Source organism: Alteromonas alvinellae, assembly GCF_902705805.1.
On record NZ_CACSIH010000113.1, the window covers coordinates 1 to 13,186 of the forward strand.

Here is a 13,186-nt window from a genome sequence, read left to right on the forward strand (position 1 = left end):
TTTTAGAGGGGAAAATCCCTAGAACCCCACTTAGGAAGGTGACCACTACAAAGGGCTGAAAGATTTCATTTGGGTGGATCGAGAGACGGGGTTAGAATGAGGGATATTGAGAAATCAATAGGTTACGAGGGTAGGCATCAAACATTTTTGATCCCTATTTACTCCCTAACAATCGCAACTCATTGAAAATAATAGAAACTTTACATTCTGTATTGGTAAGTAGCGCAACCAATAAAGTTATAAGTAAGATGGTGGATAACGTAACGGATAAGCCGTACTTACGTTAAGACGACAATTGTAAATAGAGAAGCGAACCAGTAATGAGCAAGCATTTTGAAATCATCGTCGGCACCATGTTAGGTGCCGCAGAATATGTGGCTGATGCCATTGCGGAAAAACTTGATGCGAGCGGGCACACCCACACTATTCACGCTGAACCAAATTTGGATGAAATTAAAACAGAATCAACGTGGATCGTGTGTACATCAACACACGGTGCTGGCGAATTACCTGACAACATCCAGCCGTTCGCAAAGCAGTTAGAGGGCGCAGATTTAAGCGCAGTAAATGCCTACGTTATTGGGCTAGGTGACACCAGTTACGACACCTTTTGTTTCGGCGCAAAAGAAATGGAAAAGCATATTAAAAACGCAGGTGGCACGTTAATTACCGACGCGCTATACATTGATGTGCTAGAACACCCTATCCCTGAAGATGCCGCCGTGGAATGGTTTGACGAAAAGCTGGCCAATGCTTAACAAGCGTTTTTACGTGGAACCAATGCGATGAACAGCAACCTCACCCAAGCTGAACTGGCGGCGTTGCAATCTCCCCTTTCTAACGATTGCCGGGTACTGTATTTACTTGGGCTTCGAACAGGTGCAAATTCGGCAACGACATCGTCCGCCCCTATTGATTATAAGCAATTATTGAACTTGCTAAACGGCGACAGCAAAGACGAGCCTTACCAACGCGGTCGTCAAATCAATAGCTTGGTGAAGCAGCTTGAACAAGTGGGTTTGGTTGCCCTGCCCCTTGAACTTGATCTTGAGCATACAATCAACGGGAAAACCCTACTTCTTCCGCTTCTAAGCGAGCCACAATCGGACTTCGACCAACTACATGCCCGTCATAGCGCTATGACCCCTAATTGGACGCCCAATAAAGCGTTGTTTGAAGAAATGGCCTCGCTACTTGGTATTATTGATAAAACATTTGATGACAACGAGGTGGGTGAATTCATTGCCTATTGGTTAGGAAGACCTAGTTCAGTGTTTAGCGAATTCCAATGGACACAAAAGTTTGCCAACAATATCAAGCGCAAGCGTCTCGCTTCAGGCTACGCCCCAACAAAGGTGGTGGGAACGCAACAAGTGAAAGTTGCAGCCGGCATAGAAGCAGATGATAATGCTAGAAAGCTGGTGGAAAAGTATGCCGCAACTAAGAAGAGTTAATTCGTTATGGATCGTATAACCGACAAAATTGCTAATTTAGCGAGAGCGCTCAACAAAGACGTCGATCCCAATCGTGAATACATCGACTATAAAACGCTGCGTAAGCAGTACGAGGCGAAAGCGAACGAAGAAGTATCACAAATACAGCAGCGTAGTAAAAAAGCGCGTATAGAGGCTATTCATGGCCGTTCTGATCTGAATCCTAAATGGACCTTCGCCAACTTAGTTGAAGACAGTGACGATGTGATTGAAGCCGTATCGATAGCTCAGTCTTTTATTGCTGCCCATGACGATCCTGCGTGGCGTCAAAGCGGCTCGCATATGATGCTGTTTTACGGCGATTACGGTCGTGGTAAATCACATATTGCCGGTGCCATTGCCCATCAACTTATAGAGCAGTACGAAATTTCAGTGCTTTATCGTCAACTGTCTACACTGCTTGAAATGCGCAATTTCTCGTTTGATTTTGGGGCTTCGGACAACGCGGGGCAGCGCTTCAGGGAGATCAATCAGGAACTGCTAGACGTTGATCTGCTTATTCTTGATGAGGTGTGTGTAAACGAAAGCGTGTTAAAGAAAAATGCGCAGAGTTGGTTTGGTAACCTGCTAAGACAACGCTTGGTAAACAAGAAAAACTGTATTTTGATCACCAATCACAATTTAGCCGAACTTGAAAATGCCCTTGGCCCCTATTGTTTTGAGTCGATTAAAGAGTACGACACTTACAAAGTTAGGTTCCAAGGCCCAAGCCGCCGTGAAGGCTTAACCATTGAACAAGAAGACATGCAAGGCTCTGTTTCACAGCCACGCTATCAACCCAACCAGGTGCGCTAATAGCACCTGGTTTCCCCTCTCTCGAAACCTAGCCCTTACTCTGCTAGGTCTTTTCCTTCATTAAACCTTATTGCATGTTCCTGTTGTGCCAGGTAATAGCGAATCACTTAGCCTATTGATCACGCTTTTACCAAAACAATACGGTTTTAATTCATAGATACACTCAACGATCTCCTTCTGTTAAACAAATAACCATTCTTACAGACCGACTTCTTCCTTGTAAAAGTGACTGAATTTTGGTCATCTCCTATGTTTTTCTCCTTAAAAATGGGCTGTTTTGAAAAAATAATCTTGTCGTTCATAAAAACGTGCACTTTTTCTGAAGGTGTTGATAAATGCGATCGGGCGATCTAATCACAGCTTTTGGAAAAGATCTCCTCCACAATGTGATCACGCTATAACGCACGTATCTACACGATCTTTTGATCGCGATACATAAATAGCAAACATTTTATCCCCAGCTGGATCACATCTTGATCACCCCTGTGGATAGGATCCTACAAACCACTGTGCATAAGCTTTGATCGAAAAAAGAATAACTTTTCAAACGAATCGGGGTGTGGATAAAAAGGCCATTTATACACAAGTTTGAGGTAGGGTTATGGATCGGGGTTTCCCAATGTTATTGATCGCGTAACTTGATGATCTTCATGTGCTTTGATCGGTTACCCACAGATCTTGATGATCCTAATAAAAGTAAAAATAAACAGATCTAAAAGAGATCTTAAGATCTTATAATTCGATCACACCTTTTCAAAAACAGGTTTTGAGGAAAATTTAATCATTTTCTTTATCCAATAAGTCAGATAAAATACGCGCCCTTTTTTCAGCAGTCTCTGCGTAAGAAAAATTAGTTTTTAATCGGCTTATCGTAAGTTAATAGTGAGGTTTAACCATGTTTTATGCTGAAGCATTTGATGTCATCGTTGTAGGTGGTGGACATGCAGGTACAGAAGCGGCACTTGCAGCTGCTCGCATGGGTGCAAATACGCTGTTGCTCACTCACAATATTGAGACGATAGGCCAGATGTCGTGTAACCCTGCAATTGGTGGGATCGGTAAAGGCCATCTTGTAAAAGAGATCGATGCGTTAGGCGGTGCAATGGCACTGGCTATCGACAAAGGTGGTATTCAGTTTAGAACATTGAATTCTTCTAAAGGCCCAGCTGTTCGTGCAACGCGTGCGCAAGCGGACCGTACGCTTTACAAAAACGCTATTCGCGACATTGTTGAAAATCAAGAAAACCTAACCTTGTTCCAACAGAGCGTTGACGATCTGATTGTTGAAAACGATCAGGTATGCGGTGTTGTTACGCAAATGGGCTTGAAGTTTAAAGCTAAGTCAGTGGTACTGACAGTGGGTACTTTCCTTGGCGGAACCATTCACATTGGCCTTGAAAACTATCGCGGCGGTCGTGCCGGCGATCCACCGTCTATCGCACTTGCAGATAGACTACGTGCCCTTCCGTTTCGTGTTGACCGTTTAAAAACTGGGACACCAGCAAGACTTGATGCTCGCTCGTTAGATTTTTCTGTAATGCAGCCTCAACCTGGTGACAATCCTACGCCGGTATTTTCGTTCATGGGTGATAGAACCATGCACCCTACACAGATCCCGTGCTATATCACCCACACTAACGAAAAAACCCACGATATCATTCGCGGGGGATTAGATCGCTCACCCATGTTTACTGGGGTTATCGAAGGTATCGGACCGCGCTATTGCCCAAGTATCGAAGATAAGATCACCCGTTTTGCAGACAAGACATCGCATCAAATTTTTGTTGAGCCAGAAGGTTTAAACAGCATTGAAGTTTATCCAAATGGTATTTCAACCAGTTTGCCATTTGACGTACAGATGAACCTTGTCCGCTCGATTAAGGGTTTTGAAAATGCGCACATTGTTCGCCCGGGTTATGCCATTGAATACGATTTCTTTGATCCACGCGATCTGAAGCAAACACTGGAAACGAAGTTTATTCGAGGCTTGTTCTTTGCTGGCCAAATAAACGGTACCACTGGCTATGAAGAAGCGGGTGCGCAAGGGTTAGTAGCAGGCGCAAACGCAGCGCTACAAGTTCAAGAAAAAGACCCGATGATTTTACGCCGCGATCAAGCGTACATGGGCGTACTTATCGACGACTTGGCTACCATGGGTACGAAAGAGCCGTACCGCATGTTCACTAGCCGTGCAGAATACAGACTACTGCTTCGTGAAGACAATGCCGATAGCCGTTTAACCGCGATGGGCCGAGAGATTGGTCTTGTTGATGATGCGCGCTGGGCAAAATTTAACGACAAGATGGAAGCGGTAGAAAGTGAACTGCAGCGTCTACGCGGTCAGTGGATCCACCCTGATCACGCAGCAACGCCGGAACTTAATACCATGCTGAAAAATCCGGTGAGTCGTGAACATTCTCTTGAAGAGCTGATCCGTCGACCTGAAATGACTTACGGTCAGTTAATGGAAATTGAAAGTGTTGGCCCAGGTCTTGAAGATCCGATTGCTGCAGAGCAAGTGGAAATTCAAATTAAGTACGCCGGCTACATTGCCCGTCAAATGGATGAAATCGCGAAAACGCAGCGACACGAAAACACCCTCTTGCCGGTTGATATGGACTTCAGCAAGATTTCTGGCCTATCGAACGAGGTTGTAGCCAAGTTAACCGAAGCCAGACCGGAAACTATCGGTAAAGCATCGCGTATTTCGGGCATTACCCCGGCGGCCATCTCTTTACTGCTGGTTTACCTTAAAAAACACGGCATGTTGCGCAAGCAAGAGAAAATTAGCGCGTAAAACACGCGCTTAACTCAACGCATTACTCGCAGCGCTTAGTTTTTCCTATTTATTCGCGTATTATGATAATCATAATCACTAAAACTATGCGAAAACTAGAAAAACTCGGCGCTTTTCACACTGTCCCATTGCACCAATTTACATTCGTTGTGCGGCTTTGATTAATTTATGTGTCTTCTTCAAGCGCACTTGTATCGAGCATGAAGAGCTGCAATAACAAACGGCTGTAAATGAGCGGCAAATAACGATTCGCCGCGCGTGTTTATGGTATGGACTGTGTAGAGCAAAAAACATTAACGCGAATAGACAGATTTTTCGATGACGATACAGCAAGAATTGCACACCATTTTGGTGTCTGGACTCGATGCCCTTTCACTAGATTTAAGTGATAAGCAACAGCAGCAGTTAGTTGACTATGTGCTGCTTATGGACAAATGGAATAAGGCGTACAACCTGACTTCTGTGCGCGATCCTAAGCAAATGATGGTCAAACACATTCTAGACTCGCTGGCGATTGTGCCCTTTCTTGATGGTGACAATATCATTGATGTTGGTACGGGCCCTGGCCTTCCTGGTATGCCGTTAGCTATCGCGTTTCCAGATAAATCATTCACATTGCTTGACTCATTGGGCAAGCGTGTACGGTTTATGACCCAATGTGTGCACACACTTGGATTAACAAACGTTACTCCTGTGCAAAGCCGCGTTGAAGAGCACAATGGCGATACGCCTTACGATATTGTGCTAAGCCGAGCTTTCGCTTCGCTAAAAGATATGTTGCACTGGTGTCAGCATCTGGTAGATTCAGAAGGTCAATTTTTGGCGCTTAAAGGTCAGTTTCCACAAGATGAGATAGACGAAGTGAGTGATCACTTCCATGTGAGCAAAACGGAAAACCTCACTGTGCCAAATTTGGTAGGCGAACGACATCTGGTTTGGCTAAAAAAGAAATAGCCGAAAAATAGAAATAGACGAGAACAGGATCTAACGTGGCTAAGGTAATCGCGATCGCGAATCAAAAAGGTGGTGTTGGAAAGACAACCACTGCAGTTAACGTGGCAGCGTCAATGGCAGCAACCAAACGTAAGGTGTTGCTCATTGATCTCGATCCACAAGGTAATGCGACCATGGGAAGCGGCGTTGATAAATACGACGTTGAATCTACGGCATTTGAATTGTTGATTGAAGAAAAGCCAATTAACGATGTTATCGTTAAAGCGACAAGCGGCAAGTATGACCTCATCGCGGCGAACGGTGACGTAACCGCAGCAGAAATTAAGCTGATGGAAATGTTTGCCCGTGAAGTAAGGCTTCGCAACGCGCTGAAGCCCGTTATGGATTACTACGATTTTGTCTTTATCGACTGCCCGCCTTCGCTAAACCAGTTAACGGTGAACGCCTTGGCGGCTGCCGATTCGGTAATGGTGCCTATGCAGTGTGAATATTATGCACTAGAAGGCCTTACTGCCCTGATGGATACCATTCAAAAATTGGCGTCCGTAGTGAATCCAGAATTGAAGATTGAAGGCGTATTGCGTACTATGTACGACCCGCGCAACCGCCTTGCTAACGACGTTTCAGAACAGTTGAAGCGCCATTTTGGTGAGCAGGTTTATCGCACGGTTATTCCGCGCAATGTTCGCCTAGCTGAAGCACCGAGCTTCGGGACGCCAGCGATGTACTATGATAAGTCATCTACAGGGGCTAAAGCCTACCTGGCACTGGCGGGTGAAATACTGCGTCGTAGGGACAAAACAACGCCTGCACAGGCAAAAGCAAGTTAAACGACAATAAGCTGAACACTATCAGCACATGCCATAGAGGACACTATGTCAGCACGTAAAAGAGGCCTTGGCCGCGGTTTAGATGCGCTACTCGCAACCAGCCAATCATCTGCTCAAAAAGAACAAGATGCCGCCGAGGTAAATTCAACTAACGGTGAGTTAAGCAAACTCCCTATTGAATACTTAGTGCCGGGCAAGTATCAGCCTCGTAAAGACATGTCACCTGAGGCATTAGAAGAATTGGCATCGTCCATTCGTGCGCAAGGTATTATTCAGCCTATCGTAGTGAGAAAAGTCGACGAGCACCGCTACGAAATCATTGCCGGTGAACGTCGCTGGCGAGCTTCACAATTAGCACAGCTTGACGAAGTACCTTGTTTGGTTAAGAACGTGCCTGACGAAGCTGCAGTGGCCATTGCCCTTATCGAAAATATCCAGCGTGAAGATTTAAATGCCATGGAAGAGGCGCAAGCCCTCGACCGTTTAATGAATGAGTTCGCGCTTACCCATCAAGAAGTGGCCGAAGCGGTGGGCAAATCACGCACCACGGTGACAAATTTACTTCGTCTGAATAATTTGAACGACGACGTGAAACTGTTAGTCGAGCATGGCGATATTGAAATGGGTCACGCTAGAGCGCTGTTAGCGCTAGAAGGTGAAACTCAGTCAGAAACTGCGCAAGTAGTATCGGGCAAAGGTCTCACCGTGCGCGATACGGAAAAGCTTGTTAAAAAGCTTTTGGAGCCAGCTAAACCTAAGCCTGAGAAGAAAGTTGATCCCGACGTGCAAAACCTTATGACACGACTTTCAGAAAATTTAGGCACCCCTGTGAGCATTGATCACAACGCGAAAGGCAAAGGTAAGCTGACGATTAGCTTTAGCGACCTTGAACAATTAGATGGAATTATATCTAAAATTCAATAACTTAAAATAAATTATTAGAGAAGCGCCCTTTGCCTACCCGCAATTGATACGCTGTTCGGTGCTAACACCGGACACTCTCCTTTCCGGTTATAGCAATAGAAAATTTTCAGAATAACTTTCAAAAAGCGTTGTACTGTTGAAAATTGTCGGTAAAACAGTATACTTCTGACGCTTTTTGTAAGACGTGAACAAGCTGCGAGTAAAAGTGACGAACAAGTTAGCAAAACGCGGGTTAGACCTCGCCAAGAAAGGGCTACTTTTTCAGGCTGTCACGGCCCTATTCGTTACCGCTTTCGCAGCTGCCGCAGGAGGAAGTCATTCCGCCATGTCGGCAGCGGCAGGTGCTTTAATTAGTATACTGCCTAACAGTGTTTTTATGGCTTTCGCGTTTCGCTACGCAGGTGCCAGTAAAAACGACCTTGTTGCACGGAGTTTTAGCCAAGGCTCAAAATTGAAGCTGGCACTGACAATCATTTTATTTGTAATTGCTTTTAAAGGCTTAAATGCCACGCCATTAGAAATTTTCATGGCATTCGTGATTACAACCGCTAGCCACGGGCTAGCCATGTTTCATTACGGTACGAAAGAATAAAGACAGCGCTAGGCGTTGCGATAACGAAAACAACGTAATCGACCGATTGAGACAAAAGAACCAGTCACCAAATTTTTACACTTTACAACTTGGGTTAAACAATGGCATCTGAATACACTACCTCAGAATACATCAAGCACCACTTGACCAATGCCACCATGTGCTCAACTGACAACGGAATTGCTTTTAACAAAGCGTGTTCTGACGCCGGTTTTTGGGCATGGCATGTTGATACACTGGCATGGTCTATCGGTCTTGGTCTTCTTTTCCTAATTATCTTTAGAAGCGTTGCTTCAAAAGCGACAACCGGCGTACCTGGCAAAATGCAGGCGTTTGTTGAGCTTGTTGTTGAGTTTGTTGACGACAACGTTAAAAGCACTTTCCATGGTAAGAGCGCACTTATTGCGCCATTAGCGCTAACTATCTTTGTATGGGTATTGCTAATGAACCTTATGGACTTGGTGCCAGTTGATCTTATTCCATGGATATCTGGTCTTATCGGACAAGCGGCTTTTGGCATGGATCCACACGACGTTTACAACAAGGCAGTGCCAACCACTGACCTTAACTTAACGTTCGCACTGGCTTCAGGCGTGTTTATTCTTATTCTTTTCTATTCAATCAAGATGAAAGGCATTGGCGGTTTTGCGAAAGAACTTACTATGCAGCCTTTCGGTCACCCTATCTTTATTCCGGTGAACTTTATTCTTGAAACGGTTACTTTGCTTGCGCGTCCGCTTTCACTAGCACTGCGTTTGTTCGGTAACTTGTATGCCAGTGAGCTAATCTTCATTTTGATTGCTACAATTGGTTATTTCCAGCTTCCACTGCACTTCATGTGGGCTGTGTTCCATATTCTGGTACTTCCGCTTCAAGCGTTTATTTTCATGATGCTTACCATCGTGTACTTAAGCCTGGCGTGTGAAGACCACTAAGCATTAACGGGTGTCGGTTTTGATTTTTAATCGACACCGTTTTTACAGAGTTTGACTTTTAAACATTAACTTTAAATTTAACTTAAATCGGAGACGTAAATGTTATACATCGCTGTTGCACTACTGATTGGTCTTGGTGCCCTAGGTACCGCTATTGGTTTCGGTCTACTAGGTGGTAAATTCCTTGAATCTGCTGCTCGTCAACCTGAACTAGCACCTCAACTACAAGTTAAGATGTTCATCGTAGCGGGTCTTATCGACGCCATCGCGATGATCGGTGTTGGTATCGCTCTATACCTATTGTTCGCTGTTGGTGCCTAATTCTACTAAACACTTTTTTAGCGAACTTTAAGAGGAGGGGCGATTGTGAATTTTAACGCCACTTTTATTGGTCAATTAATCGCCTTCGCTGTGTTCGTGGTGTTCTGCATGAAATATGTATGGCCTCCACTAATGGCAGCGATTGAAGAACGTCAGAAGAAGATTGCCGATGGGCTTGAAGCTTCTGAGCGTGCAGAGAAAGACCTAGAGCTTGCTCAAGCGAAAGCTACTGAGCAATTGAAAGATGCGAAAGCGCAAGCAGCTGAAATTATCGAGCAGGCTAAAAAGCGTGCCAACCAATTGGTTGACGAAGAAACGCAAAAAGGCCATGCGGAACGCGAAAAGATTATCGCTTCTGGTTATGCCGAGATTGAAGCTGAACGCAATCGTGCCAAAGAAGATTTGCGCAAGCAGGTTTCTGCACTTGCAGTAGCTGGCGCACAGCAAATCTTACAACGTGAAATCGATGCAAACGCACAAAACGACATTGTTGAAAAACTTGTCGCTGAGCTTTAATAGGGAGATGAGCCATGTCTGAATTGACAACCGTTGCTCGTCCTTATGCTAAAGCTGCTTTCGATTTTGCTGTCGAGAAAGACGCCGTTGCAAAATGGCAAGAAATGCTAGCCTTTGCAGGCGCTGTAGCAGCGAACGATGACATGCACCAGCTTTTGTCTGGTGCGGTTGCCGCTGACACGCTTGCCGACATTTTTAACAATGTTTGTGGTGAGCAACTCGACGAACACGGCCAAAACCTAGTTAAGGTTTTGGCTGAAAATAAACGTTTAGCCGCGTTGCCTGAAATTTCTACTTTGTTTGATGCATTTAAAGCAGATTACGACAAAGAAATAGAAGTGGACGTAACCTCAGCAACTACGCTGACCGATGCACAACAAAATGAGTTGGTTGCATCTTTGGAAAAACGTTTGGCACGTAAAGTGAAGCTTAATTGTAACGTGGACCCTGCCCTGATCGCTGGAATGGTAATTAATGCCGGCGATACAGTTATTGATGGTTCCGTAAAGTCGAAATTGAACCGTCTAGCAGACGCGTTGCAAGCATAACGGGGATAAGAGCATGCAACTTAATTCCACTGAAATTGCTGAACTGATCAAGAAAAGAATTGAACAGTTCAATGTAAGCAGTGAAGCACGTAATGAAGGTACTATCGTCGCAGTAACAGACGGTATTATCCGCATTCACGGCCTTGCAGATGTAATGCAAGGTGAAATGATCGAGCTTCCTGGAAGCCGTTACGCAATTGCACTAAACCTTGAGCGAGACTCTGTAGGTGCAGTTGTTATGGGTCCTTATGCGGACCTTAAAGAAGGCGATAAAGTACAATCTACTGGTCGTATTCTTGAAGTACCAGTAGGTAACGCACTACTAGGTCGTGTTGTAAACACACTAGGTGAGCCTATCGATGGTAAAGGCGCAATCGATGCAGCGGGCTTTGAGCCAGTTGAAAAAATTGCACCTGGCGTAATCGAGCGTCAATCGGTAGACCAGCCAGTACAAACTGGTTATAAGTCAGTTGATGCCATGATCCCAGTAGGTCGTGGTCAGCGTGAGCTTATCATCGGTGACCGTCAGTGTGGTAAAACAGCAATGGCTGTTGACGCTATTATCAACCAAAAAGGTACAGGCATTAAATGTGTGTACGTAGCGGTTGGTCAGAAAGCGTCTACTATCGCTAACGTAGTACGTAAACTAGAAGAGCACGGTGCACTTGACCACACTATCGTGGTTGCAGCATCTGCATCTGAGTCTGCTGCGCTTCAATACCTAGCGCCTTACTCTGGTTGTACTATGGGTGAATTCTTCCGCGACCGCGGTGAAGACGCGCTAATCGTATATGATGATTTGTCTAAGCAAGCTGTTGCTTACCGTCAAATCTCACTACTACTTAAGCGTCCACCAGGCCGTGAAGCTTACCCAGGTGACGTATTCTACCTTCACTCACGTCTACTAGAACGTGCTGCACGTGTAAACGAACAATACGTTGAGCGTTACACAAACGGCGAAGTGAAAGGTAAGACAGGTTCATTGACTGCGCTTCCAATTATCGAAACGCAAGCTGGTGACGTATCTGCATTCGTACCAACTAACGTAATCTCAATTACCGACGGTCAGATCTTCCTAGAAACTGACTTGTTTAACGCAGGTATCCGTCCAGCGGTTAACGCTGGTATCTCGGTATCTCGTGTTGGTGGTGCTGCACAGACTAAAATCATCAAGAAGTTGGGTGGCGGTATCCGTCTAGCCCTAGCTCAGTATCGTGAACTTGCGGCGTTCTCGCAGTTTGCTTCTGACCTTGATGACGCAACTCGTGAGCAACTTGAGCACGGTGAGCGCGTAACTGAGCTAATGAAGCAGAAGCAGTACGCACCACTTTCAATTGCTGATATGGGTGTATCTCTGTTCGCGGTAGAAAAAGGTTTCCTTAAGGGTATCGAGCTTAACAAAATCCTAGATTTTGAAGCCGCTCTTCACTCTTACATGAACAGCGAACACGCTGACCTTATGAAGACTATCAACGAATCAGGTAACTACAACGACGAGATTGCCTCTAAGTTGAACGACGCTTTAACAACTTTTAAAGCGACACAAACTTGGTAATCAATGGTGCTGGTGTTTAACCACCAGCGCAATTCGTTGAGTAATCGGAGAGATAGTCATGGCCAGCGGTAAAGAAATAAAAGGTAAGATTGGGAGTATCAAAAATACTCAGAAGATTACCAGTGCGATGGAAATGGTTGCTGCGTCTAAAATGAAAAAGGCGCAGGAACGTATGGCTTCTGGCCGTCCATATGCACAAAATATGCTTAAAGTGATTGGTCACATTGCAAACGGTAACCTTGAATATCGCCATCCTTATTTGGAAGAGCGTGAAGTCAAGCGAGTCGGTTACATTGTGATTTCCACTGACCGAGGCTTATGTGGTGGCTTGAACACCAATGAATTTAAGCTCGTCACTCAAGACGTCAAAAAATGGCGTGAACAAGGTGTAGAAGTGGATTTCGCTGCATTAGGTTCTAAGGCGTGCAGTTTCTTCAACCGCTTTGGTGGCAAGTTGCTTGCTGCTGAATCTGGTTTAGGTGACAAGCCGTCTGTGAGCGATGTAGTGGGTGTTGTACGCGTTATGCTTAAAGCGTACGACGAAGGACAAATTGACCGAGTATTCTTGGTATTCAATGACTTCGTTAACACCATGACACAGAAACCTGTGATCAATCAGTTATTGCCTTTGCCAAAGTCAGAAGACGAAGAATATCAACATCGTTGGGACTACATCTACGAGCCAGATCCAAAAGAAATTTTGGAAGCACTAATGGTTCGTTACATTGAGTCTCAGGTGTATCAGGGTGTTGTAGAAAACGCGGCGTCAGAACAAGCTGCGCGAATGGTTGCCATGAAGGCAGCAACCGACAACGCCGGTAATCTCATTGATGAGTTACAACTGGTATATAACAAAGCGCGTCAGGCTGCAATCACACAAGAAATCAGTGAGATTGTGAGCGGTGCCGCAGCGGTGTAGGCAAAGG

Annotated in this window: 14 protein-coding genes; all 14 read left to right on the forward strand. The window is 45.1% G+C overall.

What is annotated here, in order from left to right:
- Positions 1-320: 320 nt before the first annotated feature.
- The 14 genes from mioC (at position 321) to atpG (ending at position 13,179) form a co-directional block, all read left to right on the forward strand.
- Positions 321-758 (forward strand): FMN-binding protein MioC, encoded by a 438-nt coding sequence (gene mioC, locus ACX5KA_RS07645; RefSeq protein WP_014977843.1) that lies wholly within the window; start codon positions 321-323, stop codon positions 756-758.
- Between the two features lie 27 nt (positions 759-785).
- Positions 786-1,454, forward strand: a complete 669-nt coding sequence (locus ACX5KA_RS07650) for a DnaT-like ssDNA-binding domain-containing protein (protein WP_015000151.1) — start codon at positions 786-788, stop codon at positions 1,452-1,454.
- Positions 1,455-1,460: 6 nt separating this feature from the next.
- A complete protein-coding gene (locus ACX5KA_RS07655; protein WP_458730807.1) occupies positions 1,461-2,288 on the forward strand; it encodes an ATP-binding protein in 828 nt (275 codons plus the stop codon).
- Positions 2,289-3,183: 895 nt separating this feature from the next.
- Positions 3,184-5,085 carry a tRNA uridine-5-carboxymethylaminomethyl(34) synthesis enzyme MnmG gene (gene mnmG / locus ACX5KA_RS07660; protein ID WP_039228881.1) on the forward strand — a complete coding sequence of 634 codons (1,902 nt, stop codon included), beginning with the start codon at positions 3,184-3,186 and terminating at the stop codon, positions 5,083-5,085.
- A gap of 318 nt (positions 5,086-5,403) precedes the next feature.
- Positions 5,404-6,039, forward strand: a complete 636-nt coding sequence (gene rsmG / locus ACX5KA_RS07665) for a 16S rRNA (guanine(527)-N(7))-methyltransferase RsmG (RefSeq protein WP_015000148.1) — start codon at positions 5,404-5,406, stop codon at positions 6,037-6,039.
- A 35-nt stretch (positions 6,040-6,074) separates the two neighbouring features.
- Positions 6,075-6,869: a ParA family protein gene (locus tag ACX5KA_RS07670; protein ID WP_014951455.1), complete on the forward strand. Its 795-nt coding sequence runs from the start codon at positions 6,075-6,077 to the stop codon at positions 6,867-6,869.
- Between the two features lie 45 nt (positions 6,870-6,914).
- Positions 6,915-7,793 carry a ParB/RepB/Spo0J family partition protein gene (locus ACX5KA_RS07675; RefSeq protein ID WP_015000147.1) on the forward strand — a complete coding sequence of 293 codons (879 nt, stop codon included), beginning with the start codon at positions 6,915-6,917 and terminating at the stop codon, positions 7,791-7,793.
- 205 nt (positions 7,794-7,998) lie between these two features.
- Positions 7,999-8,385: an ATP synthase subunit I gene (locus ACX5KA_RS07680; protein ID WP_458730808.1), complete on the forward strand. Its 387-nt coding sequence runs from the start codon at positions 7,999-8,001 to the stop codon at positions 8,383-8,385.
- 101 nt (positions 8,386-8,486) lie between these two features.
- A complete protein-coding gene (gene atpB / locus ACX5KA_RS07685) occupies positions 8,487-9,320 on the forward strand; it encodes a F0F1 ATP synthase subunit A (protein ID WP_039221257.1) in 834 nt (277 codons plus the stop codon).
- Positions 9,321-9,419: 99 nt separating this feature from the next.
- Positions 9,420-9,641, forward strand: coding sequence for a F0F1 ATP synthase subunit C (gene atpE, locus ACX5KA_RS07690; protein ID WP_012520222.1), 222 nt, complete (start codon positions 9,420-9,422; stop codon positions 9,639-9,641).
- A gap of 45 nt (positions 9,642-9,686) precedes the next feature.
- A complete protein-coding gene (gene atpF, locus ACX5KA_RS07695; RefSeq protein ID WP_014951452.1) occupies positions 9,687-10,157 on the forward strand; it encodes a F0F1 ATP synthase subunit B in 471 nt (156 codons plus the stop codon).
- 14 nt (positions 10,158-10,171) lie between these two features.
- Entirely contained in the window at positions 10,172-10,705 is a 534-nt protein-coding gene (gene atpH / locus ACX5KA_RS07700; protein ID WP_015000145.1) for a F0F1 ATP synthase subunit delta, read from the forward strand.
- 13 nt (positions 10,706-10,718) lie between these two features.
- Positions 10,719-12,260, forward strand: a complete 1,542-nt coding sequence (atpA, locus tag ACX5KA_RS07705; RefSeq protein WP_039221264.1) for a F0F1 ATP synthase subunit alpha — start codon at positions 10,719-10,721, stop codon at positions 12,258-12,260.
- 58 nt (positions 12,261-12,318) lie between these two features.
- Positions 12,319-13,179 (forward strand): F0F1 ATP synthase subunit gamma, encoded by an 861-nt coding sequence (gene atpG, locus ACX5KA_RS07710; RefSeq protein ID WP_012520217.1) that lies wholly within the window; start codon positions 12,319-12,321, stop codon positions 13,177-13,179.
- Positions 13,180-13,186 lie beyond the last annotated feature (7 nt).

Excerpts from the sequence above, each read along its gene's own strand:
- ACX5KA_RS07650 (WP_015000151.1), top strand. The coding sequence starts at position 786 with ATGAACAGCAACCTCACCCAAGCTGAACTGGCGGCGTTGCAATCTCCC.
- mnmG (WP_039228881.1), top strand. The coding sequence starts at position 3,184 with ATGTTTTATGCTGAAGCATTTGATGTCATCGTTGTAGGTGGTGGACAT.
- atpG (WP_012520217.1), top strand. The coding sequence starts at position 12,319 with ATGGCCAGCGGTAAAGAAATAAAAGGTAAGATTGGGAGTATCAAAAAT.
- mioC (WP_014977843.1), top strand. The coding sequence starts at position 321 with ATGAGCAAGCATTTTGAAATCATCGTCGGCACCATGTTAGGTGCCGCA.
- atpE (WP_012520222.1), top strand. The coding sequence starts at position 9,420 with ATGTTATACATCGCTGTTGCACTACTGATTGGTCTTGGTGCCCTAGGT.
- atpA (WP_039221264.1), top strand. The coding sequence starts at position 10,719 with ATGCAACTTAATTCCACTGAAATTGCTGAACTGATCAAGAAAAGAATT.
- atpH (WP_015000145.1), top strand. The coding sequence starts at position 10,172 with ATGTCTGAATTGACAACCGTTGCTCGTCCTTATGCTAAAGCTGCTTTC.
- ACX5KA_RS07675 (WP_015000147.1), top strand. The coding sequence starts at position 6,915 with ATGTCAGCACGTAAAAGAGGCCTTGGCCGCGGTTTAGATGCGCTACTC.
- ACX5KA_RS07655 (WP_458730807.1), top strand. The coding sequence starts at position 1,461 with ATGGATCGTATAACCGACAAAATTGCTAATTTAGCGAGAGCGCTCAAC.
- rsmG (WP_015000148.1), top strand. The coding sequence starts at position 5,404 with ATGACGATACAGCAAGAATTGCACACCATTTTGGTGTCTGGACTCGAT.
- atpB (WP_039221257.1), top strand. The coding sequence starts at position 8,487 with ATGGCATCTGAATACACTACCTCAGAATACATCAAGCACCACTTGACC.